This window comes from Flavobacterium plurextorum (genome assembly GCF_002217395.1).
GTDB lineage: Bacteria > Bacteroidota > Bacteroidia > Flavobacteriales > Flavobacteriaceae > Flavobacterium > Flavobacterium plurextorum.
Genome location: NZ_MUHD01000032.1, coordinates 20,767 through 43,534, shown reverse-complemented (window position 1 = coordinate 43,534; position 22,768 = coordinate 20,767). Strand labels below are relative to the sequence as shown.

Annotated in this window: 26 protein-coding genes; 9 read left to right on the top strand and 17 right to left on the bottom strand. The window is 32.8% G+C overall.

The annotated features are described in order from the left end of the window. Positions 1–4: 4 nt before the first annotated feature. The 5 genes from B0A81_RS16895 (at position 5) to B0A81_RS16875 (ending at position 3,978) form a co-directional block, all read left to right on the top strand. Positions 5–1,012: a Kelch repeat-containing protein gene (locus B0A81_RS16895; RefSeq protein ID WP_089059115.1), complete on the top strand. Its 1,008-nt coding sequence runs from the start codon at positions 5–7 to the stop codon at positions 1,010–1,012. Continuing rightward, the gene (locus tag B0A81_RS16890) at positions 1,002–1,331 is read left to right on the top strand and encodes a DUF4907 domain-containing protein (protein ID WP_244281437.1); all 330 of its coding nucleotides are present in this window, start codon (positions 1,002–1,004) and stop codon (positions 1,329–1,331) included. The genes B0A81_RS16895 and B0A81_RS16890 overlap by 11 nt, the downstream gene beginning before the upstream one ends. Then, complete coding sequence (locus tag B0A81_RS16885; protein WP_089059113.1) at positions 1,332–2,441, top strand: sensor histidine kinase; 1,110 nt, start codon at positions 1,332–1,334, stop codon at positions 2,439–2,441. An 11-nt stretch (positions 2,442–2,452) separates the two neighbouring features. Next, the gene (locus B0A81_RS16880) at positions 2,453–3,163 is read left to right on the top strand and encodes a dioxygenase family protein (RefSeq protein ID WP_089059112.1); all 711 of its coding nucleotides are present in this window, start codon (positions 2,453–2,455) and stop codon (positions 3,161–3,163) included. 98 nt (positions 3,164–3,261) lie between these two features. Further along, positions 3,262–3,978: a LytR/AlgR family response regulator transcription factor gene (locus B0A81_RS16875; protein ID WP_089059111.1), complete on the top strand. Its 717-nt coding sequence runs from the start codon at positions 3,262–3,264 to the stop codon at positions 3,976–3,978. A gap of 91 nt (positions 3,979–4,069) precedes the next feature. Here B0A81_RS16875 and B0A81_RS16870 read toward each other — a convergent pair whose 3' ends face one another. Both B0A81_RS16870 and B0A81_RS16865 read right to left on the bottom strand, forming a co-directional pair. Beyond that, on the bottom strand, positions 4,070–4,588 hold the full coding sequence (locus tag B0A81_RS16870; protein ID WP_089059110.1) for a gamma carbonic anhydrase family protein: 519 nt from the start codon (positions 4,586–4,588) through the stop codon (positions 4,070–4,072). 9 nt (positions 4,589–4,597) lie between these two features. Then, positions 4,598–5,587 carry a PorP/SprF family type IX secretion system membrane protein gene (locus B0A81_RS16865; RefSeq protein ID WP_089059109.1) on the bottom strand — a complete coding sequence of 330 codons (990 nt, stop codon included), beginning with the start codon at positions 5,585–5,587 and terminating at the stop codon, positions 4,598–4,600. Positions 5,588–5,730: 143 nt separating this feature from the next. Here B0A81_RS16865 and B0A81_RS16860 point away from each other — a divergent pair, with 143 nt between their 5' ends. From B0A81_RS16860 to B0A81_RS16850, 3 genes are all read left to right on the top strand, one after another. Continuing rightward, on the top strand, positions 5,731–6,630 hold the full coding sequence (locus B0A81_RS16860) for a NifU family protein (protein WP_089059108.1): 900 nt from the start codon (positions 5,731–5,733) through the stop codon (positions 6,628–6,630). Between the two features lie 152 nt (positions 6,631–6,782). Then, positions 6,783–7,187 (top strand): hypothetical protein, encoded by a 405-nt coding sequence (locus tag B0A81_RS16855; protein WP_089059107.1) that lies wholly within the window; start codon positions 6,783–6,785, stop codon positions 7,185–7,187. A 92-nt stretch (positions 7,188–7,279) separates the two neighbouring features. Beyond that, positions 7,280–8,092 carry a mechanosensitive ion channel family protein gene (locus tag B0A81_RS16850; protein ID WP_089059106.1) on the top strand — a complete coding sequence of 271 codons (813 nt, stop codon included), beginning with the start codon at positions 7,280–7,282 and terminating at the stop codon, positions 8,090–8,092. A gap of 8 nt (positions 8,093–8,100) precedes the next feature. Here B0A81_RS16850 and tsaB read toward each other — a convergent pair whose 3' ends face one another. From tsaB to B0A81_RS16815, 7 genes are all read right to left on the bottom strand, one after another. After that, positions 8,101–8,772 (bottom strand): tRNA (adenosine(37)-N6)-threonylcarbamoyltransferase complex dimerization subunit type 1 TsaB, encoded by a 672-nt coding sequence (tsaB, locus tag B0A81_RS16845; protein ID WP_089059105.1) that lies wholly within the window; start codon positions 8,770–8,772, stop codon positions 8,101–8,103. Between the two features lie 34 nt (positions 8,773–8,806). Further along, entirely contained in the window at positions 8,807–10,099 is a 1,293-nt protein-coding gene (locus B0A81_RS16840; RefSeq protein ID WP_089059104.1) for an efflux RND transporter periplasmic adaptor subunit, read from the bottom strand. A gap of 6 nt (positions 10,100–10,105) precedes the next feature. Then, a complete protein-coding gene (locus tag B0A81_RS16835; RefSeq protein WP_089059103.1) occupies positions 10,106–11,488 on the bottom strand; it encodes a TolC family protein in 1,383 nt (460 codons plus the stop codon). A gap of 80 nt (positions 11,489–11,568) precedes the next feature. Continuing rightward, the gene (locus B0A81_RS16830) at positions 11,569–12,684 is read right to left on the bottom strand and encodes an efflux RND transporter periplasmic adaptor subunit (RefSeq protein ID WP_089059102.1); all 1,116 of its coding nucleotides are present in this window, start codon (positions 12,682–12,684) and stop codon (positions 11,569–11,571) included. Between the two features lie 39 nt (positions 12,685–12,723). Then, entirely contained in the window at positions 12,724–13,989 is a 1,266-nt protein-coding gene (locus B0A81_RS16825; RefSeq protein WP_089059101.1) for an ABC transporter permease, read from the bottom strand. Positions 13,990–13,991: 2 nt separating this feature from the next. Next, positions 13,992–15,236: an ABC transporter permease gene (locus B0A81_RS16820; RefSeq protein WP_089059100.1), complete on the bottom strand. Its 1,245-nt coding sequence runs from the start codon at positions 15,234–15,236 to the stop codon at positions 13,992–13,994. Then, positions 15,229–15,930, bottom strand: coding sequence for an ABC transporter ATP-binding protein (locus B0A81_RS16815; protein WP_089059099.1), 702 nt, complete (start codon positions 15,928–15,930; stop codon positions 15,229–15,231). The genes B0A81_RS16820 and B0A81_RS16815 overlap by 8 nt, the downstream gene beginning before the upstream one ends. A 177-nt stretch (positions 15,931–16,107) precedes the next feature. Between B0A81_RS16815 and B0A81_RS16810 the strand changes: the two genes are divergently transcribed. Beyond that, positions 16,108–17,514 carry a DUF4403 family protein gene (locus B0A81_RS16810; protein ID WP_089059098.1) on the top strand — a complete coding sequence of 469 codons (1,407 nt, stop codon included), beginning with the start codon at positions 16,108–16,110 and terminating at the stop codon, positions 17,512–17,514. A 16-nt stretch (positions 17,515–17,530) separates the two neighbouring features. On the opposite strand, the gene B0A81_RS16805 is transcribed toward B0A81_RS16810, so the two are convergent. From B0A81_RS16805 to cyoE, 8 genes are all read right to left on the bottom strand, one after another. Further along, positions 17,531–17,755, bottom strand: a complete 225-nt coding sequence (locus B0A81_RS16805; protein ID WP_233207133.1) for a hypothetical protein — start codon at positions 17,753–17,755, stop codon at positions 17,531–17,533. 34 nt (positions 17,756–17,789) lie between these two features. Then, positions 17,790–18,332 (bottom strand): DUF420 domain-containing protein, encoded by a 543-nt coding sequence (locus B0A81_RS16800; protein WP_089054443.1) that lies wholly within the window; start codon positions 18,330–18,332, stop codon positions 17,790–17,792. Between the two features lie 2 nt (positions 18,333–18,334). After that, a complete protein-coding gene (locus B0A81_RS16795; RefSeq protein WP_089059096.1) occupies positions 18,335–19,024 on the bottom strand; it encodes an SCO family protein in 690 nt (229 codons plus the stop codon). Positions 19,025–19,036: 12 nt separating this feature from the next. Then, on the bottom strand, positions 19,037–19,693 hold the full coding sequence (locus B0A81_RS16790; RefSeq protein ID WP_089054441.1) for a hypothetical protein: 657 nt from the start codon (positions 19,691–19,693) through the stop codon (positions 19,037–19,039). A gap of 78 nt (positions 19,694–19,771) precedes the next feature. After that, positions 19,772–20,122, bottom strand: a complete 351-nt coding sequence (locus B0A81_RS16785) for a cytochrome C oxidase subunit IV family protein (protein WP_089054440.1) — start codon at positions 20,120–20,122, stop codon at positions 19,772–19,774. An 18-nt stretch (positions 20,123–20,140) separates the two neighbouring features. Continuing rightward, entirely contained in the window at positions 20,141–21,127 is a 987-nt protein-coding gene (locus B0A81_RS16780) for a cytochrome c oxidase subunit 3 (protein ID WP_089059095.1), read from the bottom strand. A gap of 42 nt (positions 21,128–21,169) precedes the next feature. Continuing rightward, positions 21,170–21,757, bottom strand: coding sequence for a cytochrome c oxidase subunit 3 (locus B0A81_RS16775; protein ID WP_089059094.1), 588 nt, complete (start codon positions 21,755–21,757; stop codon positions 21,170–21,172). Positions 21,758–21,763: 6 nt separating this feature from the next. Continuing rightward, complete coding sequence (gene cyoE, locus B0A81_RS16770) at positions 21,764–22,666, bottom strand: heme o synthase (RefSeq protein WP_089059093.1); 903 nt, start codon at positions 22,664–22,666, stop codon at positions 21,764–21,766. Between the last annotated feature and the right edge of the window lie 102 nt (positions 22,667–22,768).

Sequence of the window (22,768 nt, the reverse complement as noted above, 5' to 3'; positions counted from 1 at the left end):
CACTATGAATAATTTTAAAAAAGGAATATTATTCGCTTCATTACTTTCTAGTCTCTTTTTTGTAAGCTGCAGCAATGACGACGAGGATGATGAATTAATGGGAAACTGGGTGAAAAAATCCGCTTTTGACGGACCTGCAAGATCGAGTGCCACAAGTTTCGTAATTGGTGATTATGCATATGTTGCCGCTGGTTATACTGGCGATGTATACTTGAAAGATTTATGGGCTTACAATTCAAATGGAGATTATTGGGAGCAAAAAGCAGATTTTATTGGCACAGGAAGAAGCTCTGCCTCTAGTTTTGCATTAAACAATAAAGGTTACATTGGACTTGGATATGATGGAACTAATAAACTGAAGGATTTTTATCAGTACGATCCTTCTAACAACAGCTGGACTCAAAAAACAGATTTTGCTGGAACAGCTCGTTATGCTGCAGTAGGTTTTCAGGCTGGCGGTAAAGCTTATTTCGGAACTGGTTATGATGGAAATTATCTAAAAGATTTCTATCAATATGATGATCAAGCAAACAGCTGGACACTTGTAAACGGTTTTAGCGGTAATAAAAGACGTAATGCGACCGTATTTGTAATTGCTGATAAAGCATATCTCGCTACCGGAATTAATAATAGTGTGTATCAGGAAGATTTTTGGGAATTTGATCCTGCAACTGATACTTGGACAAGAAAAAGAGACATCGACAAAGATACTGATGATGATTATTCATATAATGACGAATATGCAATTGTACGTGCCAATGCATCAAGTTTTTCGATAAATGGACTAGGATATATAGTAGGCGGCGAAAACATAAAAACAATTTGGGAGTACAATCCAACGACGGATCTTTGGGTTGAAAGAACTCCGCTTGAAGGAGCAACAAGAACTGATGCTGTAGGCTTTGCGATAAATAATCGTGGTTTTTATATGTTAGGAAGAATTGGTTCTTCTTATTTTGATGATGCTTGGGAATTTAAACCTTTGGAGGAACAAAATGACAATGATAATTAATAATAAACTATTCTTCTGGAGTAATATCCAGAAGAATTTATTGCTTTTGTGTCTTGTTTTACAAATGGCTTCTTGCGGAAAAAAAGAGATTTATAGAACGGAGATATTTCAAACCAATTCCGGCTGGGGATATTCGATTTCGTATAAAGATAAAATCATTATTAAACAATCGATTATACCAGTAATAAGTGACAACAAAAGTTTTTCTACAGAAGAAGATGCATTAAAAACTGCCCATTTAGTAGTTGAAAAACTCAGCCAAAACTTATCACCAACAGTAAACAAAAATGAATTAATTTTATTAAAAATAAAATTATAAATGAAAATCGGAGCCATCAAAAATACTAACTCAAACAAAATTCTATTCCATTGTATTATATGGGTTTTCTTCATTCTGACTTCCTTAATTCAGTTTTATGAAAGTCCGTTTAGGATCAATAATGATTTTTATGTTCAGTGGGCATCAGGAATAATGTTGTTTTACCTCAACTATTATTACATGGTTCCGTCTCTTCTTTTACAAAAAAAGTATTGGCAGTATTTTCTATTTGCATTTATAATTATTGCTGTTTTCATGATCATCAGAATTAATTATTTTATTCCTGAATTCAGACATTTACCGCCTTCAAATATTGCCCGCCCGCATTTCATGCCAAATGAAACCATTCTTTTACGAAAAGCTGACAACTTAAAAATTGAAATGAAACGTCCGCTTTTCTTTAAAATCGGCCCTTCCTTTTTCTATATTTTAATTCTTACCATAAGTGCAATTATTAGAACCTTGACAGAATTTTATAGTAATGAACAAAATAAACTAATTGCAGAAACCCATAGAACAAATACTGAATTGACTTATTTGCGCAAACAAACCAATCCGCATTTTTTATTCAATTCACTAAACAGTATTTATTCTCTAGCACATAAAAAATCTGATTTGGTCCCTGATGCCATCGTGACATTATCTGAGTTAATGCGTTACATGCTGTACGAAACAGATAATAAAACGGTGGCTTTAGAAAAGGAAATAAATTATATTCAGAATTATATCGAACTGCAAAAACTACGACTTAACAACATTGAAGATATTGTAATTAATGTTCATGGCGATACTAAAAACAAGTTTATTGAACCTTTGCTGCTAATATCGTTTGTTGAGAATGCTTTTAAGTACGGAACAGATTATAAAGGTGCAGCGCATATCAAAATTAAAATTTTCATTTCAGAAAACAATCTTGATTTTTGGATTGAAAATACAATTGAGAATTACATAAAAGATCCTGAAAATTCAGGTATTGGACTAGTAAATATTCAAAACAGACTGGATTTACTTTATCCAAATGCTCATGAACTAACTATAAACCAGGATAACCAATTTTACCGCGTGCATTTAAATCTAAAGTTAGATAAAATTAAAACTACAGTAAATTAAATTTTGAGATTATGGACAGAAAAAAATTCATCCGAAATGGTCTTTTGGGCATCACCGCTTTGGCTGGTGCTTCAAAAATATTAGAATCGTGCTCTAAAAGTGATAATGATGATTCTGGCACAAACTCATCTGTCGACGGAAGCTGTACTGTTTCACCATCTGAAACTAAAGGTCCTTTTCCTATCAAAACACCAAGCCAATTAGTTTTAGAAAATATAAAATCTGACCGAGTTGGAGTTGCTCTATTGATCAATTTAATTATTGAAAATAAAAATAATAACTGCCTGCCGCTGTCGAATGTTTTAGTAGATGTATGGCACTGCGACAAAGACGGTAATTATTCTGAATACGGCGGAACTCAAATGCAGCAGACAGATTATACTTCTGTTCATTTTTTAAGAGGAAGACAAACAACAAATGCTAAAGGAGAAGTTTCATTTATTTCTATCTATCCAGGATGGTACCAAGGCAGAGCTCCGCATGTACATGTTGAAGTTTTGTCGAGCAGCGGATCTTCATTATTAGTTACTCAAATTGCTTTTCCTGAAAGCACTTCGAGTACTGTTTACTCCAGTACTAATTATGCTGCTCACGGACAAGCCGACACTTCTAATACGAGAGATAATGTTTTTGCAGACAGCCTTGCCAGCGAAATGGCAGTTTTAACAGGTAATTTGACTGATGGTTATACTTTGACCAAAACAATTACCGTAAACGGATAATTGAAATCAAACCAGTATTTTATGATAATTTTAAAACTTAATTTACTGGTTTAAAACTACTTTTGAATTCCAAACCGAATAAATTTAAACTCCTGCAGATGAAATGTGTAATTATTGATGACGAACCATTAGCTGTTGAATTATTGGAAGATTTTGTGCAAAAAGTCGATTCACTTGAATTGATCAGTACTTTTAATAATGCTATTGATGCCGTTTCATTTATCAATCAAAATAATGTTGATTTGATTTTTTTAGACATTCAAATGCCGCATTTTTCTGGGATAGATTTTTTAAACACGATCGAGAAAAAACCTCTTGTTATCTTTACAACTGCCTATTCTGATTATGCTGTAGAAGGATTCAATCTTGGCGCTGTTGATTATTTAGTAAAACCAATTCCCTTTCATCGTTTTCTAAAATCAGTAGTGCGTGCGCAGCAAATTGTTAATCCTGCGACAGCTGTTTCTTCAATTTCTGAAAACACACTTACTCCAGAACTTGAGCAGGATTTTATGTTTGTAAGAGCTGAATACGAAAATGTTAAAATGAATTTTGCTGATATCCTGTTTATTGAAGGTTTGAAAGATTATGTAAAAATCTATACTACCGATAATAAATATACACTGACTTTAATCAGCTTGATAAAACTCGAAAATTTACTTTCAAGCAAAGGTTTTTCGAGAATTCACAGATCTTATATCATTAATATAAAACATGTCAAATCAATACAAAAAAATAAAGTTTTGATTAGTGATAAACGGATTCCTATAAGTGAAAGCTACAAGAATGCTTTCTTTGAAAAAATCAATTTATAATTCTATTAAATTTAAAAATAAAAAAAATCCAACTTCAAAGGCTTGACTCTTTTGGAATTTGGATTTTATATTTTTTGGAATTTTTTATAATTTATTCTTCGTTTTTAAACCATCCAGAATACATTACATAATTGTTTGAAATACGTTCGATTTCACCTGCAAAATCAGACTGGTCGATATCTTTTACTTTCTTCGCAGGAACACCAGCGAAAATAGTTCCTGAAGGAACAACTGTATTTTGTGTTAAAACCGCTCCGGCAGCGACAATCGAGTTACTTTCTACAATACAGTTATCCATTACAATTGCTCCCATTCCAATTAATACATTATCCTGTATTGTACAGCCGTGAACAATAGCATTATGCCCTATCGAAACATTATTCCCAATAATTGTTGGATGTTTTTGATAAGTACAGTGAATTATCGCGCCATCTTGAATGTTTACCTTATTTCCAATTTTAATAAAATGAACATCTCCTCTAATAACGGCGTTGAACCAAACACTGCAAGAGTCGCCAAATGTAACATCTCCAATAATGGTGGCATTTTCAGCAACATAACAATCTTCTGGAATCAAAGGCGATTTCCCATTTACGGATTTAATAAGCATAATATTTTTTTAATTGATTGCTGGACAATTACAATCGTAACGTTCCTTTTTACAAAATAAATTAATCCCTAAAGTTATTTGATGATATCCTCCGGTATCAAATTTTACATCTCCCATAACTTGAGAATACGTATAAGCAAACATAAAATTTTTATAATTTACACCTATAATAGGAGTGAAATATTGCAGTTTTTGGGAGGAAACACCACCGCCAGAAGTAAATTGCGCACCATCAAAACTTCTTCTATAAGACAAAGCTGCCCATAAACTTCCAAAATCCATGTTTTTGTAGGCTTTCATGTTTAAATCTATTGACTTTTCTTTCGTTTGATCAAACAATTGAAACAAAATTGAAGGCTCCCAAGTAATCTTTTCTCTTTTACCAAAAACGTATCCAGCACTTAAAAGAAACTTTCGTAAATTATTACTTTCGTAATCTGTGTACAGCTCTCGTCGTGTTTCAAGTAGACCTTGAATTGTAGCGTGTGCATAAAAATCAAGAAAATTATAAGAAGCACCAATGTCTACATTAAAATAGGAGTCTTTTTGAATTGAACCAAAAACAATAGGATCAAAAGTTCCGCCAAATTTAGTTTCATCTAACTGACTTTGAATCAATCCGCCGCTGATACCAAATGAAAGCTGATTTAAGTCGATTTCATCTCTTGAAAACATAAGATGATGTGCATATGTAACTTTTACACCTTTTTGAGAATGATACCCGTTTTTATCATTAAAAACAATAATCCCTGCCCCTGATCGCTCACCTACTCTGCCATTAAAACTTAAAGTTTGAAGTGAAGGCGCATCTTCCTGACCAAACCATTGCTTTCTAGCTGTCAATCTGATTTTTGCACAATTTGCTGCTCCTGCCATTGATGGATGAATCAAGTAATAATTATCTGATAAATAATCTGAATAAACCGGAATTCCTTCTTGAGAATAAGAAAAAAAAGTAGTGATTAAAAAAATAAATAAAAACCTGATTCTTAACATCATAATAACCGATGAGTTTACAAATATTTTATACTCTTAATAATTAAGTACGAATTTCTTGAAAAGAGTCATAATTATTTTATTAAAAAATCAAATATAGGTATTAGTAGAAAATAACTTTAGTAAATTTGCAAAAAATTACTACCATGACAAAAATCACTATAAAAGAAACACAAAATCCTACTATATTAAAGTTCGAATTTGAAGACTTCATTACTCAAAATCAAAACTTTGAGTTCAAAAATATCGACGAAGCACAAGCTTCTCCTTTAGCGCAGCAATTGTTTTATTTACCATTTGTAAAAACGGTTTATATCTCAGGAAATTTTATTGCTATCGAAAGATACAGTATTGTTGAATGGGATGATGTAAAAGATGCTGTTGCCGAACAAATCGCAGCATTTGTAGACAAAGGCGGTGTTATTATAACAATCGATGAAAATAAGACTAAAAAGCAGCCTATTACGGTTTACGGAGAAACAACTCCAAATCCAGCCGCTTTAAAATTTGTTGTAAGCAGAATGCTGACTAGAAACGCAATTGAGTATAAAAACATCGATCAAACGGCTTCGTCTCCGTTAGCACAGGAATTATTTAAATTCCCTTACGTAAAAGAGGTTTTTATTGATGAGAACTATATTTCTGTTACTAAGTATGAAATCAACGACTGGGCAGAAATCACTTTGGAACTAAGAACTTTCATAAAACAATTCATTGAAAACGGAGGAACTGTTTTAGATGAAAGTTTAGTTCAAACAGCGACTAAAAACGACGTTACTAAAGATGAAGCGTTTGACAAACTAGATGTTACTTCTCAGCAGATTATTAATATTCTTGAAGAATACGTAAAACCAGCAGTTGCTGCAGATGGTGGAAACATCGCTTTTGATTCTTATAATGAAGATGACAAAACGGTAAAAGTAATTTTACAAGGAGCTTGCAGCGGATGTCCATCATCTACTTTTACTTTAAAAAGTGGTATCGAAAACATGCTGAAAAGTATGTTGAATGATGAAGCTATCAAAGTTGAAGCAGTAAACGCATAACAATACTTTTGCTTTAAATAACTAAAAGCGTTCGATAATCTCGGACGCTTTTTTTATATCTCATTGTTTTTCAACAAATTATTACGATATCGAATTACTATTTCACGAAAAATTCGTTAATATTGTATTATAAACCAATCAATTAGAAAATTATGGGATTAAATTCATTCTTTAAAAATTTATTTGGCTCTGCCAAAGAAACTGTGGTTGATCTGGCTGACCAAGCCGAAAGTACTTTTGAACAAGCTAAAGAAGCTGCAGCTCCTTATATCGATAAGGCAGAAACCTTTGCCGATGAAACTATTTCGAAAGTCAAAGAAGCTTCTGAACCTATAATCGCGAATGCAGCTGATTATGCGCATCAGGCAAAAGACATTGTGAGCGAATATGCCGATAAAGCATCTGACGCATTAGACAATGTAGTTGAATCTGTAAAAGAAAAAACAAACGAATTTACTAACAATACTAAAACAATTGCATCAGAAACCGTTGCGGACGCAAGTGAAGCCAGCGCTGCAGAAATAGACAAAATTTCTGATAAAACGGATAAAGATTAAGAATGCATCGCTTTTCTATAAAAAGAAATCTTTTTATATTTGCACCACTAATACACCTTCTCTAAGAGAAGGTTTTTTTTATTTAAAAAAAGATGAACATGAGTCCAGAACAACTGAGTAATTACGCAACAAAATTCATTGATATTCTAATTGATTATTCTCCAAAGCTAATCTCAGCCCTTTTAATCTTATTTGTAGGTTTATATGCAATACGATTAATCAATAGAGTTATTCGAAAAATAATGGTTAAGAGAAATCTTGATCCTACTTTAACTAAATTTCTTGCCGACATTTTATTGTGGGCACTTAGAATTTTATTATTTGTAACTTTTATTTCAAAACTAGGAATTGAGACTTCTTCCTTTGTTGCTATTTTAGGAGCAATGGGACTTGCTGTTGGTTTATCATTGCAAGGATCTCTTTCTAATTTTGCAGGCGGTATGTTGATTATTGTTTTCAAACCTTTTAAAGTAGGCGATACTATCGAAGCTCAAGGGGTTATTGCAACCGTTTTAGAAATTCAGATTTTCGTTACCAAAATGCTTACAGGAAATAACCAAACGGTTTTTGTTCCAAATGGGGCGTTATCAAACGGAACAATTATTAACTACTCCATGCAGGGAGAAAGAAGAGCCGATTTGACATTTTCAATTTCGTATGATTCTGACATTAAAAAGACAAAAGATATCCTTTTGGATGTTTTAAACAAAAATCCAAATGTACTTAAAACGCCGGCTCCAGAAGTTTTTGTAAAAAATCTGTCTGCCAGCTCTATTGATTTTGCAGTACGCCCGTGGGCAAAAAACGTGAATTATGGCACTGTCTTTTCTGAAACATTAGAGAATTGTAAAACAGCTCTAGATGAAGCAGGAATTTCTATTCAGCCGTTTACAATTCAAAAATAAAATAAGTGTTATTTTTTTGATGGCAGCGTCATCATAAAATCTTTTAGATAATACGGTTCAAAATAAGCGACATCTACAATGTCGCTTTTTTGATATTTATCATAACTGATTTTACTCATTTCTCTAGCTGACGGATATTTAATTTCTTCTAAAAAGATAAAATTTTCTTTTGTTAAAACAGCTTTGCATTTATCAGCACAATCTCCAACAAAATAAATAGTATCTGTATACTCAGCAAATGAATCTTCGTTTATAATCTCCGCTTGAATTGGTCTTTCAATTTCAATTTTGGCATTAAAAACAGCGCTGTATACTTCCATTCTTCTAGCATCAAGCATTGGAACTATTTTTCCTTCAGAAATAGAAACCTGCGAAGCTAAAGTTTGCAAAGTATCAACAGCAATTAACGGAATATTTAAAGCAAAACACAATCCTTTTGCTGCCGAAACTCCAATTCTCAAACCGGTATAAGATCCTGGCCCTTGACTTACTGCAACTGCTTTTAAATCTTGAACTGAAACTCCAGATTCAGCAATAACCTCTTCAATGAAAACGTGCAGTTTTTCAGCGTGTGAATAACCTTCTTCAGCGATTTCTTTACATAAAATAGTTTCACCATTTTTCGCAATGGATACTGAACAATTTTTGGTTGCTGTTTCGATATTTAAAATAAAAGACAAAATATTATTTTTAAAAATTTGTATTATTTAGAAACTACTTTTTAGGTGTTTCTTCTTTTTTAAGCTTCACTTTATCTCCAGAATTTAAATCTTTAGATACTGTTGTGTAAGGACCTGTAATTACAACATCGCCTGCTTTTAAACCAGACATTACTTCGATATTAGTATCGTCCTGAATTCCGGTTTTAATGATTCTGATTTTAGCTTTATCGCCAACTTTTACAAAAACACACTCAAACTTTTTATCGCTTTTTGGAGTTGCTTTTTTGTCTTCGTTTGGATCTTCAACTTTAAAGTCTTTTACAGCAGTAGTATCTGATTTTACAACTACAGAGCTTATTGGTACTGCTAAAACATTTGTCTTAGTTGTGGTAATAATATCAACTGTAGCAGTCATTCCAGGTCTAAAAGGAGAATAAGTACTAGGTTTTCCTTCTAATAAATCTTGGTAAGATTCTTTTAAGATACGAACCTTAACTTTAAAATTTGTTACTTGATCTGAGGTCAAAGTTGTACTTGCTGAGTTTGAAATACTAGTTACAATACCTTTAAATTTCTTTTTCAAGTAAGCATCTACTTCAACATTAGCTTCGTCGCCAATTTTTACTTTTACAATATCATTTTCGTTTACGTCAACTTCAACTTCCATGTTATTTAGGTTTGCAACTCTCAAAAGTTCTGTACCAGCCATTTGCTGCGTTCCTAAAACACGTTCTCCTAACTCAACATTTAAAACTGAAATTGTTCCATCTGCAGGAGCATAAATTGTTGTACGGCCTAAGTTATCACGCGCTTCTGTTACAGAAGCTGATGCACTTTGAACATTGTAATAAGCATTTTGCTTTGTCGCTTTTGCAACTTCGTAGGTTGAAATAGCTTTATCCCAATCTGATTTTGAAATCACACCTTTATCGTACAACGTTTTATTACGTTCGTAACTTGCTTTGGCTTCTTTAAAACTTGCTTCAGATTGCGTTAAACCAGCTTTAGTTCCGGATAAATTTGCAACCGAACGCTCTAAACCAGAAGTGTATAAATCAGGATTTATCTTAACTAATAAATCGCCTTTTTTTACAACTTGACCTTCTTTTACATTTAAAGCAATAATTTCGCCCGAAACCATTGATGATAATTTTACTTCTATTTCAGGCTGAATTTTACCAGTTGCTGAAACTGTTTCAACAATTGTTGATGATGCTACTTTAGAAATTTCAACTTCTTTTCCTTCATCTTTACTTCCTATTACTCCTGCTTTGGAAAGACCTACTAATGCGGAGATAAGCACTACAGCTCCGCCGAGTAAGAAGTAAATTGTTTTTTTTGACATAATAAATTATTTTGAAATAATTGGAACAATTGGAATTCCGAAATAGAATTCGATTATTTTAATCTTAAACATATAATCATATTTCGATCTAATAACGTTTGACTGTGCATTTGTCAACAAAGTTTGTGCTTGTGTAAAATCGAATGAATTCATTAAACCAACATCATACTTTTCTTTAGCATAATTATACGCCTGCTGTCTTGCTTCTAACGTTACCACTGTTGACTCATAAGTATTTAAAGCTCCTTTTGCATCTGTAAAAGCAGTATAAACGTTACGTTGCAAATCTAAACTTTTTTGCTCTAAATCTATTTTAGATTTCTCTAAAGTTACTTTGTTTCTTTCAACATTATTTCTAGTAGCGAAACCATTAAATATAGGAACATTCAATTGAAAACCAAAGTTATGTCCTTTATTCTTACTAAACTGATCAAAAATAGGATCAGGTCCAACTGTATAAGGTTTATCATTTGCGTCTAGTTTAATCTGATCGCTGTAACTTGCTCTCGTATTAAAACCATAAAAACCTGTAAGTGTCGGCTGATAAGCTCCCTTTGCAATTGCTACATTTTTTTCGGCAATTTCAAGATTAGTCTGAGCCAGTTTCAGCTCTGTTCTAGTCTCTTTTGCTTTATTGTAAATATCAATAGGATTTTGCTCCATGATATTATTTTCATCTTTTGCATTAGTATCATCAACAACATCAAAATCTGTAAATTCTTTAAGCTGCAAAAGCTGCGCTAAACTCAATTTTGAGATCAATAAATTATTCTCTGAAACGGTTATGTTTTGCTGATCTGTAGCAACTGTCGCTTTTAAATCATATAAATCACCACGAGGAATTGTTCCTGCATTTACCATCTCTTCAGAACGTTTTAAACGCTTTTCATCAATAATAAGTTGCTCTTTCTTAATTTTCAAATCTTCCTTATTCGATAAAATTTGAAGAAAAGCATTTGCTACATTCAGCGAAATATCTTCCTGCATTTTTAACAATTGATATTTTGAAGCGACAATCGATAGTTTAGCTTTTCGATATGCATTTTGATTTTGCAGACCTTTGTAAATATCAACACCAGCGTTAAGTCCTACAGAAGAATATTGCGTAGTTTGATTACGCAAAAGTCCTGTTGTAACGTCCTGGTTCAAACCAATATTCCAAGAGTGCGAAGCATTTCCGTTTACAGATGGCAAATAGTTACCAAATGCTCCTTTTTTATCAATATCTGCTGTTTTAACATCTAGTTCTGACAGCTTAATAGTTATATTATTGTCTAATGCATATCTCACGCATTCCTCTAATGTCCATTGTTTTGTTTGAGCATGCCCCGATAATCCTAAACCGAATAACATAGCGAAAACAAGACTATTATATTTATTTATTTTCATATACTTTGAGTGAAAGCACAGCAGCCAAGCTGCGCATATTTAACATTTTTTAAAACCAAAAAACTTCTTATAATTTCAATCTATTTTTTCTCGCCTTCGCTGATTAAACCTTGGTTCCAGATTTTAATATTATCGGTGTTTTTAATTCCGCTTTTAACCTGAACATAAATTCCATCGCTTACTCCTAAAACTAAATCTCTTCTTTCAAATTTTTTAGGAGCTGTTTCAACTTCAACATATGGTTTTTGTGTTTTTTTGTCAAACTGAACCAATGACTCTTTTATAGCCATAACTTTATCAGCTTTTTCAAGAATAATAGACGCATTAGCACTTAAACCAGCTCTGATAAAAGTACCTTCATTGTTTTCTAATTTGGCTTTAATTTCAAACTGAATTGCTCCATTTTCTGTTACTCCTTTTGGCGCTATATCAGTAAGAACTGCTTCAAATTTTTTGTTTTCAATTGCTCCAACTGTAATTTCGATAGGCATTTTCTCTTTAATTTTACCTACTTCAGATTCATCAATTTTTCCAATAAAAATCATTCTTCCAACATCTGCAACGCTCGCAATCGTAGTACCTTCGTTAAAGTTATTACTTTCAATAACCTGATTTCCTACTTTTACAGGAACTGCTAAAACCATTCCGTTTACAGTTGAACGAATTAAGGTATTTGCATAGTTTCCTAATGATGTTGTTGTTCCTGTTTTAACAATATCTAAGCTTTGTTTTGCAGCTAAATAGTTTTGCTTCGCTTGTTTATAAGCCAATTGCGCTGCATCAAAATCATTAGCAGAAATTACATCTTTAGCAAAAAGTGTTTTTTGTCTTTGATAAATTTTCTCTTGATTATCTAATGCGATTTTTGCTGTTTGCACTTGATTTTGAGTACTGCTTACATTAGACACATTGGCAACGACTCTAATTTTTGCAATCATGTCGCCTGCTTTGATTTTTTCTCCTGCTTTGATATAAACTTCTTCAATAATACCTGAAATGTTTGGTTTGATTAAGACTTCTTCATCAGGTTGAATATTCCCAGTCGCAATTGTATTTTTTACAATTGTTTTAATTTCTGCCTTCTCCGTTTTAAATACTATAGGCGGCTCTTGATTCTTTGCGTACAAATAGTAAAGTGCACCAAAAAAAACTACGGCAATTAAAATTAAAATTGTTACGGTAAATCCTTTTTTCATTTTGTTTTTGGTTTAATCGATTATTTTTGATTGATAATTTTATTCTGTTCGTAAAGCATCCACCGGCTTCACATTAATAGCTGTTTGCGCAGGAATAAAACCCGCAAGCAAACCTGAACCTACTAGTATCAGCAGGGCAACAAACACAACTCCTAGATCGACACTTGGATTTGCAAACATAGTATTACTGCCCGGAGGCATAGAATCTAAAACCATATTTAAAATCGCAATAATTCCAGTTGCGACGGCTATGCCCAACATACCTGAAATAATAGTTAAAAATATAGATTCAGCTAAAATTTGACCACGAATAGCGGCTGGTGTCGCTCCCAACGCTCTTCTAATTCCAATTTCTTTCGTTCGTTCTTTAACCACAATTAGCATAATATTTGAAATTCCGATAACACCAGAAATCAAAACCAAAGTTCCAACGAAATAGGCAATGATTTTTAAAATATTAAACAAACTCTGTACTTTATTAAATTGTTCGTACAAATCAAAATTCCCAACAGCTCTATCATCAGCTGGATTTACAGAATGAAGCGCTTTAATTAATTCTAGAATTTTTGGCTTCAATGACGTAATCGAGGTTTCATCCTTTGCAGTAATAGCCATCCAACCTACTTTATCTCCAAAATTAAAAGCTTGCTGAAAAGTGGTAAAAGGAATAAAAATATTTTTTTGTTCCTGTTCTGCATTTCCTCCTTGCTGTTTAGAATTATAAACGCCGACAACCATAAAGTTTATGCCATTAATTTTCACATAAGTTCCAATGCATTCCTCTTCTTTACCATAAAGTTCGCTGATAACTCCTTTACCAATTACCGCAACTTTTCTTCTTTCCTGAATATCCTGCTGATTTACAAATCTTCCTTTTATAATATCCATCGGCTGCTGTTTAATCAGCTCTGGATAATCTCCATATACTGTAAATGCTGACGTTTTTGTACCGCGAACTACATTATTTGTTCCGTTAAAGTCTCCTAATTGATTCCTTGGAGAAACATACAATAAGTCAGGTAATGCCGCTTTTAAGGCTGTCACATCACTATTTCTAAAATCATAACGACGTATCTTCGGAAGTCCTTTATATGCTTTTGAGGTCGTCTGACTCCACATAAACATGGTATTAGTAGCAATTCCGTCAAATCCTTTTTTAATTCCATTCTCCAAGCCATTACCTGCCGCAAGTAGAATTACTAGAATAAAAATTCCCCAAAAAACACCAAAAGCCGTCAGAATCGTTCTGAAAGGATTCGCCGTTAAGGCCTGTAAAATCTCGTCCCAATTATCTTTCTTAAACATAATTATTCGTCTCTAAGTGCTACAATAGGTTTAATTTTGGCTGCTCTGTATGCTGGAAAAAATCCAGCAAGTGCTCCTGCAAATACAAGCAGTGCAAGTGTCGTTAATGCCACACTGAAATCTACCTCAGGATTCTGAAAATATTCACTCTGCACCATCGGCCCAACAAACTCCAACAATAACAAACTTGCAAGCAGCCCTACAAAACCAGCAATTGTGGTAATAAATATAGATTCGTGAAGAATCATTGTAATAATAGAAAATGGAGATGCACCTAACGCTTTTCTAATTCCAATTTCTTTTGTTCTTTCTTTTACAATAATCAGCATAATATTACTAACACCAACAACACCGGCAATAATAGTACAGATACCAACCCACCAGAAAAACAATCTGATGTATAAATTTAAATCATAAAACTGTTTTGCATCTTTAACAGAATTATAAACTCCAACTCCACCGTCATCATCTGGTGCAACTATATTTTTACTCTTCAATAAATCTTTTAAATCCTGAGTAAATTTTTCAGACTGCGCTAAGGCTTCATCATAATCACTTGTCTTTTTTAAAGTAAAAAACAAATTACTGATTTTATCTCCGGCTCCAAAAGTCCTTTGTACGGTACTCAATGGCAGATAAGCTCTTGTCTCTTCTCTTTCTCCTCCTGGATCAGTAAAGATTCCAACTACTTTAAAATTAATTTTATTAATAGAAATTTCTTTTCCAAGAGCCTCTTTGTCTTTAAACAAATCTGTTTTTAATTTCATTCCGATAACAGCGACTTTTTCATTGTTCTGTAAATCTTTAGCATTTACATATCGCCCCTGAACTATCGTAAGATTTTCAATTCCTCCATAATCTGGATCCACTCCTCTATATTGATAATTTCCTGATTCTTTCCCGTAAGAAAAAGGTGCTCCCCAATAGTTCTGTGTTGAGGCTCTCAAATCTAATTTATCTTCAAACTTTTGAACGGATTGATTAAAATCACTATTCCGAAACTGAATTTGTCTTCCTGGATTAAGTCCTTTATACTCCTTTGTTGTTGTACCAGACCAAACTTCAACAATACCAGCAGCATCGCGCTCAAATTGTTTTTCAATACCATTTTGGAGACCTTTACCAGCACCTAGCAAAATCACCAAAATAAATATTCCCGAAGCAACTGAAACTCCTGTTAAGAATGTTCGCAGCCGATTCTTGGAAATTGCCTCAAATATTTCTTGCCAACGCTCAATATTAAACATAAGATGAAGCTCTAACTTGTTCTACTAATTTATCATCGATAATTAATCCGTCTTTCAGGACAACGTTTCTTTTGCACATAGCGGCAATATCTGGTTCGTGCGTAACGATCAAAATAGTTTTTCCTTCGTCGTTAATTCCCTGAATAAGCTCCATAACCTCATACGAAGTTTTAGTATCCAGCGCACCTGTAGGTTCATCGGCCAATAAAACTTTAGGATTTGAGGCCAATGCTCTTGCAATTGCAACACGTTGTTTTTGTCCTCCCGAAAGTTCATTAGGTAAATGATGTGAATGCGAGCCCAGACCCACTTTCTCAAGATATTTTAAAGCAATATCATAACGCTCTTTTCTTTTTACACCTTGGTAGTATAAAGGCATTGCAACATTATCAAGAGCTGATTTGTAGTTTATTAAATTAAAGGATTGAAATACAAAACCTAAAAACTTATTGCGATATTTTGAAGCTAAAGTTTCATTTAACTTCTTAATTGGAGTATTGTCTAAAATATAACTGCCAGAATCAGCTTCATCTAGAATTCCTAAAATATTAAGAAGAGTAGATTTACCAGATCCTGATGATCCCATAATCGCAACTAATTCTCCTTCGGCTATATTAAAATTTATCCCTTTTAACACATGCAATTCCGAACTTCCCATTTTATAGGATTTGTGTAAATCTTTGATCTCGATCATGGTATTGTTAAATTTTTAAACAATAATAATATTTTTTATAAGTAATTTATGATAACAAAACGTTAATAATTTCGTTTCCATATCTAAATAAGACGGCGATCTTAACCAATTGTTACACTTTTTTAAGATAATTTAATTGTTTTCTTAATTTTGTTGCACTTTAAAAATTTAATACAAATGAAATTTCTTTTAAGGTTATCACTATTTACAGCATTTACAGTAATTTTCAGCTGTTCAACGACTCAAAAACTTGAAACGCTAAAACCTGAGCCAGATGACGCAAGCCCATTGGTTTATGATGCAAACCCATCTTTTATAAACTTACCAATAACGGTAAAACTTACTGATATTGAAAGTCAGACAAATGCTCTCTTAACGGGATTAATTTATGAGGACAACAACATCGAAGATGATGATATTGAAATGAAAATTTGGAAACTGGCACCCATAAAAATTCAAAATGATCCGGCTAATCCAGATAAAAAAATTAAAACAATTCTGCCATTAAAAGCTAATATAAAATACCGAATTGGAACCAAGAAACTAGGAGTTGATCTTTATGATACACGTGAGTTCAATTTAAATGGCGTAATTACTCTATCTAGTGAAGCTGCTTTGACAAATTGGAAGTTAAACACCAAAACAGAATTCAAATCACTTGATTGGAACGAAAGTCCTACAATGAGTGTTTTTGGGAAAAATATGCCTATTACTTATTTAATAAATCCGGCAATCTCCATCTTCAAATCTAAATTGGAACGCAAAATAGATGACGCAATTGAAAAGTCTATGGATTTTAAACCTAATGTTTTATCTGCTTTAGAAAAAATCTGTACACCATTTCAAATGAGTGACACTTATGAAAGCTGGTTGAGAATCGTTCCTGTCGAAATTTACTCGACTAATGCAAAGCTTAAAAATGACTCTTTTTTAATGGATATGGGAATGAAATGCAATATGGAAACTATTGTAGGCAAACAACCAGAATCTAAATTCAATGCCAATAAAATTGTTTTAAAGCCAGTTACAAAAATTCCGAATCAGATTTCTGCAAACATTGCTGCAATTTCGAGTTATGTAGATGCTTCAAAAATTATGACTAAGAATTTTGCCGGACAAGAGTTTGGTTCTGGAAGCAAAAAAATAACGGTTAAAAATGTTACTATCTGGCATAAAGACGGAAAAATGGTAATCGCTCTAGATGTTTTAGGTTCTATAAATGGAACGCTTTATTTGAATGGATTTCCACAATACAATCCTCAGACTAAAGAAATCTATTTCGACAAACTTGATTACGTTCTAGACACCAAAAGCAAGTTAATGAGAACTGCAAGCTGGCTCGCACAAGGATATATAATTAAAAAAATGGAACAAAGCTGTCGATATTCTATACAGCCAAATTTAGAAGAAGGCAAAAAAAACATGGCAGCTTATCTTAAAAACTATTCACCAATGCCAGGCGTTTTTGTAAATGGAAAAATGGAAGATATTCAGTTTGATAAAATACAGCTGACGAATCAAGCCATCATTGCTTTTATAAAAATCAACGGAACGGTTAATGTATCGGTTAACGGATTGAAATAAAAAAAAGGCAGAATAACTATTCTGCCTTTTTCTTTTTAGATTGGTACATCCTATAAATAAGATACCCAATTATACCTACAAGTAAATATGGAATAACCATTAAATAAACGATTCCATCATTTACTGCTTCCGCTTTTTTTACATTTGAATCACCGCCAAGTGCCGCTCGACACATTGCGCATTGCGCATTTGCAACAACTCCAACAAAGAATAACAAGATTATAAAAGATATTCTCTGCATCCTGAAACTTGAAACTTGAAACTTATTTTTGTTTTTAATTAGCATAGTAAGGAGAAATCATTAAGTAAACTACAACACCTGTAACCGCAACATACAACCAAAGCGGAAAAGTAATTTTAGCTATTTTTTTGTGTTTATCAAATCGTTTTGCAAGTGCTCTTACATAAGTAATTAATACCAATGGAATTATTGCGATTGACAATAAAATATGAGTTAACAAAATAAAGAAGTATACATAACGTACAATCCCTTCCCCTCCAAACTTAGTGGAATCTGCCGTCATATGATACGCCACATACATCACTAAAAAAGCAACTGACAATCCAATCGCAAGAGTCATTAATCTTTCGTGCAGCTTTCGTTTTCCGTTTTTAACGGCAATTACTGCCCAAACTAAAACAATTGCTGTAATACCATTTGTGGTAGCATATATAGGAGGCAAAAAAGAAAGCGGCTCTACATTAATTCCAAAATCTTTCAATTTGATTCCGAACAAAATCGCAACAACCACTGGTATCACAATCGAAACGGCAATAATAAATTTGCTAAACTTTTTTTCTAAAGACTGATCTTCCATTTTTACTCTTCTAATAATATTTTAATATCTTGTTGAATTTCTCTAACTCCTTTTTTATCTAACCCGTCATAATAAATACTAGGGTTACCATATTCGTCTTTTCTGCAGCGAATGTTTCCGTCTTTATCTATTAAAGCAAATAAACCTGAATGCTCAAAACCACCGCTTACTTTTTCATTTTCTCCTGCATAAAGATTAAATCCCTTATTAGATAAATCCATAATTGTATTTTTATCTCCAGTTAAAAAATTCCAAGTTGATGATTTCACTCCCAATAGTTTTGCATGATCTTTTAAAACTTTTGGTGTATCATGAGCTGGATCGATAGTAATGGAAACAATTCCGAAGTTTGGATTACCAAAGAATGTTTTCTCAATCTCCAACATGCTTAAATTCATTTTTGGACAGATTGACGGGCAGGTTGTAAAGAAAAATTCTAATACATAAACTTTCCCTTTGTAATCAGCGTTAGATATTTTAACATTGTCTTGATTAGTCAATTCGAATTTTGGTGCTGGGCCAATGGTTAATAATTTTCCATCTGCTTTAGAATTTTTCAACCCAACATTATCCAAACGGTTTCCTTTTACAACTTCACCATTCTTAATTCTCTCTACTATTTTAGGAACTGCATAAATTCCAAAAATTAGAATAATAAATGAAATTCCTATGTATGATTTATTTTTGAACATTATATAATGAATTTAAAGTTGTTTAGTAGCGTTATGATTCTTTTTTAATGCTGCACGGTATTCGTACAAAATAATTTTAAAATCATCCAACATTTCATTACTCAATTCTGATGGATGAAAAGTATTATAGCCTTCCTTGTACTCGTCCTTTTTATCTTTGTCACCGCCTTTACGTCCTCTTAGATTTCTCTCTTTATCTATAATGTAAACATTTGGAGTTCCAAGGTTTTTATCTAGTTTTCCTTTTAAATGCAACTGATTGTAAAAAGTTTCAATTTCAGCAGGTGGAGCAAAAATAAAATTCCACCCTTTAACATCTGTAAAAGGCTTAAGTGCGTCAAGTACTTTTTGAGCTTCTTCTTCTGTACCTTCTGGACAGACTACTACGAATTGAAGATCTTCAAAGCCATAATAACGTTTGTATATTTTTTCGTTGAGATTAAAATAATTTCCTCTGTTACTTAAAATATCAGAACCCGAAAATCCTAAAACTGTAATTTTTTTATCGAGAGAAACTTTTTTGCCGTCTAAAGATTTCCAATCTCCAAAATCAGCAATCTTTGGTGTAATTACCGGAAGTGTTGTAAAACTATTTACGCCTGAAGCAAAAAACAAATAGGCTACAATCGGCAAAACAAAAAGTACAAAAAGAACTATATTTTTTTTCATTGTATTAACAGAAGTTATTGAGGTACAAAAATAAAAAAAGCTCCGCAAAACGGAGCTTCTTTTCGAATTAATATCATGTTAAAAATTCCATTTAATAGTAGAATCTTTAAAAACCCCATAAATATAATGTCCTTCTGTTAATAGAATAAACAATAAATATAAAACTAGGAATATAACCGGCGACACAACAGACCATCTAAGGTTGCTTTTTTCACCTTCCATGTGCATAAATGCCCATACTATATAATATGCTTTGAAAATAGTTAAGATATAAAATATCCAGTTTAATAAATTCAAACCAACAAAATGAGTAAGTTCTAATGATTCTGGTTTTAAAATACCTAGAATAACTTCTACTGTAGTTACTACTGATAGTAATGCGAAAACAAACCAGATTCTCTTTGTATTTGATACGTGCTCGTGTGACATAATAATTAAAATCTAAAATTAAACTAAGTAGAAAACTGTAAATACGAATACCCAAACTAAATCTACAAAGTGCCAGTATAAACCAACTTTCTCTACCATTTCGTAGCTTCTTCTTTTCTCGTAAGTTCCTAATAATACATTAAAGAAAATAATGATATTAATAATTACTCCAGAAAATACGTGGAATCCGTGAAAACCTGTAATAAAGAAGAAGAAATCAGCAAACAATTTGTTTCCGTACTCGTTTCTAATCAAGTTTGCACCTTCTACTACATATTTTGCATTTGCTAAATGAGCTTCAGATTCTGCTCTATCTAGAACAGTTTTCTTCTTTTTCTCAGTAAGCTTTTCTGTTCTGATCAATAATTCAGGATGTGCTTTAAATCCTGCTTGAACTTCGGCAACTGTGTAAGATGGCAATGCATGAGCATCTTCCATAAACCAAGTTGTTTTATTTCTTGTCAAAGCTTCTCTTTGTTCTGGTAGTTTTACAGCAAAATCTGCAAGAGCAACTCTTTTACCATCTTTATCAACAAACTGTAACAAACTTCCACCTACTGTTTCAACTGCACCGTACTCACCTTTAATGAAGTTTTTCCACTCCCAAGCTTGTGAGCCCACGAAGATTAAACCTCCAATAATTGTTAAGAACATGTAAATTGCAACTTTTGTTTTCTTTAATTGATGACCTGCATCAACAGCCAAAACCATTGTTACAGATGAAAAAATCAAAATAAAAGTCATTAAGGCTACATAATACATTGGAGCCGAAACACCATGCATAAAAGGAAAGTGAGTAAACACATCATCAGCCAATGGCCAAGTTTCAATAAATTTAAATCTAGAAAAACCATAGGCTCCTAAAAATCCAGAAAATGTCAAGGCATCTGATACGATAAAAAACCACATCATCATTTTACCATAACTTGCTCCTAGTGGCTGAATCTCATGACCGCCTCCCCAAGTTTTTTCGTCGTTGTTTGCAGTAGTAACTGTCGCTCCCATAAAAGATATTCGTTAAAAAGTTCCCAAATTTACGTTTTTTTCTTATTTAAAGAAATATAAAAATAAAAATAAATACAACCATAATAAATCCAAAAAGTGCCAATACATCGCACCTAGTTCTATTCCAAGAGTTTGAGTCGAATTGTATTTTTGTTTAAAATGATTATAAATTATAATTAAAAGTGAAATTAGCCCTCCTGCCAAGTGTAATAAGTGTGTAACGGTTACTACATACAAAAAAGTTGTAGTAATTGAGCTACCTTCTCCAGTAAAATAATACCCGTTTTGAACGATTTGTCCAAAACCAGCAAACTGCAGCACAACAAACAAGATTCCTAAAGCTAATGTTCCTAATAAAAAAGCAGTAGTTGCGCTTCTATTTCCTTTTTGAATGGCTTTTTTAGCCAAATAAAAAGTAACACTACAACCAATAATAACTACTGTACTATAATAAAAAGCTGTTGGCAATTCAAAATTCTTCAACCAGTCAGCTCTTGACTTACTCACTACAAATGCACTTGTAAGTCCTGCAAACATCATGGTCATACTAACCATTGCGAACAACAAAATCAACTTAGCTGATTTTGCTTTTCTTACTTGCTCTTCTCCTTTTGTCATTGTCATTTCCATAAATAACTATCTTAAAAATTTATCTACTATATATACTATCTGCAACAGCGAAATATAAGACACACTAACTAACATTAATGTTCTTGCCGCTTTTGCAGTTCGAAGCTGATACAAACGAACAGCAAAGAATAACATCCATAAGCCTAATAAAAACACTAGAACTGCAGCAATTGGCGAAATAAACAATTGCCCTGTATATCCTAAAACTGGTAATAATGAAGCAATAATAAGCCAAACTGTATACAAAATAACCTGTAGAGCTGTTCCTTTATCCTTTTTTCCGGTTGGAAGCATAAAGATTCCTGCTTTTTCGTAATCTTCATATAAAAACCAGCCAATTGCCCAAAAATGAGGAAACTGCCAGAAAAACTGAATTAAAAACAATGTACCTGCTTCTATACCAAATTCTCCTGTCGCAGCAACCCAGCCTAACATAAAAGGAATTGCTCCAGGAAATGCACCTACAAATACAGACAGTGAAGTTACTGTTTTTAATGGTGTATAAATACTTGTGTATAGAAATATTGAAATTGCAGCAAACATTGCCGACTTAGCATTTATTGTATAAAGCAATGAAATACCAATTATAGTAAGTAAACTGGCAACAACCAACGCTGTTGTTGGCGACATACGTCCTGAAGAAACTGGACGATTTTTTGTACGATCCATTAAAGAATCGATATCTTTTTCGATTACTTGATTAAAAGCATTTGATGCTCCAACCATACAATAACCACCAATTGCCAAAACCGCCAAAACACTCCATTCAAAAGGGTGCTCATCATTTACACCTAATAAATATCCAGCAATTGAAGAGAACAAAACACTAATAGCCAAACCTGCTTTAGTAATCTCTTTGAAATCCTGAAATATTGCTTTTATTGAAAATGTTTTTTTTGAAGCGTTCAATACCGTAGTGTTTGTATTTTTTTTTGAGTGGTGCAAATGTACAAATTTGATTGTAGAATTTGGAACTATAAATTTAGATTTTTTTCAATAAAACTGTCCCAA

What these genes read in the sequence shown, in the direction of transcription:
- B0A81_RS16850 (WP_089059106.1), top strand. Translation starts at nt 7,280, where the DNA reads ATGAACATGAGTCCAGAACAACTGAGTAATTACGCAACAAAATTCATT.
- B0A81_RS16880 (WP_089059112.1), top strand. Translation starts at nt 2,453, where the DNA reads ATGGACAGAAAAAAATTCATCCGAAATGGTCTTTTGGGCATCACCGCT.
- B0A81_RS16840 (WP_089059104.1), bottom strand. Translation starts at nt 10,099, where the DNA reads ATGTCAAAAAAAACAATTTACTTCTTACTCGGCGGAGCTGTAGTGCTT.
- B0A81_RS16860 (WP_089059108.1), top strand. Translation starts at nt 5,731, where the DNA reads ATGACAAAAATCACTATAAAAGAAACACAAAATCCTACTATATTAAAG.
- B0A81_RS16775 (WP_089059094.1), bottom strand. Translation starts at nt 21,757, where the DNA reads ATGGAAATGACAATGACAAAAGGAGAAGAGCAAGTAAGAAAAGCAAAA.
- B0A81_RS16870 (WP_089059110.1), bottom strand. Translation starts at nt 4,588, where the DNA reads ATGCTTATTAAATCCGTAAATGGGAAATCGCCTTTGATTCCAGAAGAT.
- B0A81_RS16800 (WP_089054443.1), bottom strand. Translation starts at nt 18,332, where the DNA reads ATGGAAGATCAGTCTTTAGAAAAAAAGTTTAGCAAATTTATTATTGCC.
- B0A81_RS16865 (WP_089059109.1), bottom strand. Translation starts at nt 5,587, where the DNA reads ATGATGTTAAGAATCAGGTTTTTATTTATTTTTTTAATCACTACTTTT.
- B0A81_RS16885 (WP_089059113.1), top strand. Translation starts at nt 1,332, where the DNA reads ATGAAAATCGGAGCCATCAAAAATACTAACTCAAACAAAATTCTATTC.
- B0A81_RS16875 (WP_089059111.1), top strand. Translation starts at nt 3,262, where the DNA reads ATGAAATGTGTAATTATTGATGACGAACCATTAGCTGTTGAATTATTG.
- B0A81_RS16780 (WP_089059095.1), bottom strand. Translation starts at nt 21,127, where the DNA reads ATGGGAGCGACAGTTACTACTGCAAACAACGACGAAAAAACTTGGGGA.
- B0A81_RS16795 (WP_089059096.1), bottom strand. Translation starts at nt 19,024, where the DNA reads ATGTTCAAAAATAAATCATACATAGGAATTTCATTTATTATTCTAATT.
- B0A81_RS16890 (WP_244281437.1), top strand. Translation starts at nt 1,002, where the DNA reads ATGATAATTAATAATAAACTATTCTTCTGGAGTAATATCCAGAAGAAT.
- B0A81_RS16810 (WP_089059098.1), top strand. Translation starts at nt 16,108, where the DNA reads ATGAAATTTCTTTTAAGGTTATCACTATTTACAGCATTTACAGTAATT.
- B0A81_RS16785 (WP_089054440.1), bottom strand. Translation starts at nt 20,122, where the DNA reads ATGTCACACGAGCACGTATCAAATACAAAGAGAATCTGGTTTGTTTTC.
- B0A81_RS16825 (WP_089059101.1), bottom strand. Translation starts at nt 13,989, where the DNA reads ATGTTTAAGAAAGATAATTGGGACGAGATTTTACAGGCCTTAACGGCG.
- B0A81_RS16855 (WP_089059107.1), top strand. Translation starts at nt 6,783, where the DNA reads ATGGGATTAAATTCATTCTTTAAAAATTTATTTGGCTCTGCCAAAGAA.
- B0A81_RS16820 (WP_089059100.1), bottom strand. Translation starts at nt 15,236, where the DNA reads ATGTTTAATATTGAGCGTTGGCAAGAAATATTTGAGGCAATTTCCAAG.
- B0A81_RS16790 (WP_089054441.1), bottom strand. Translation starts at nt 19,693, where the DNA reads ATGAAAAAAAATATAGTTCTTTTTGTACTTTTTGTTTTGCCGATTGTA.
- B0A81_RS16815 (WP_089059099.1), bottom strand. Translation starts at nt 15,930, where the DNA reads ATGATCGAGATCAAAGATTTACACAAATCCTATAAAATGGGAAGTTCG.
- B0A81_RS16835 (WP_089059103.1), bottom strand. Translation starts at nt 11,488, where the DNA reads ATGAAAATAAATAAATATAATAGTCTTGTTTTCGCTATGTTATTCGGT.
- B0A81_RS16895 (WP_089059115.1), top strand. Translation starts at nt 5, where the DNA reads ATGAATAATTTTAAAAAAGGAATATTATTCGCTTCATTACTTTCTAGT.
- B0A81_RS16805 (WP_233207133.1), bottom strand. Translation starts at nt 17,755, where the DNA reads ATGCAGAGAATATCTTTTATAATCTTGTTATTCTTTGTTGGAGTTGTT.
- B0A81_RS16830 (WP_089059102.1), bottom strand. Translation starts at nt 12,684, where the DNA reads ATGAAAAAAGGATTTACCGTAACAATTTTAATTTTAATTGCCGTAGTT.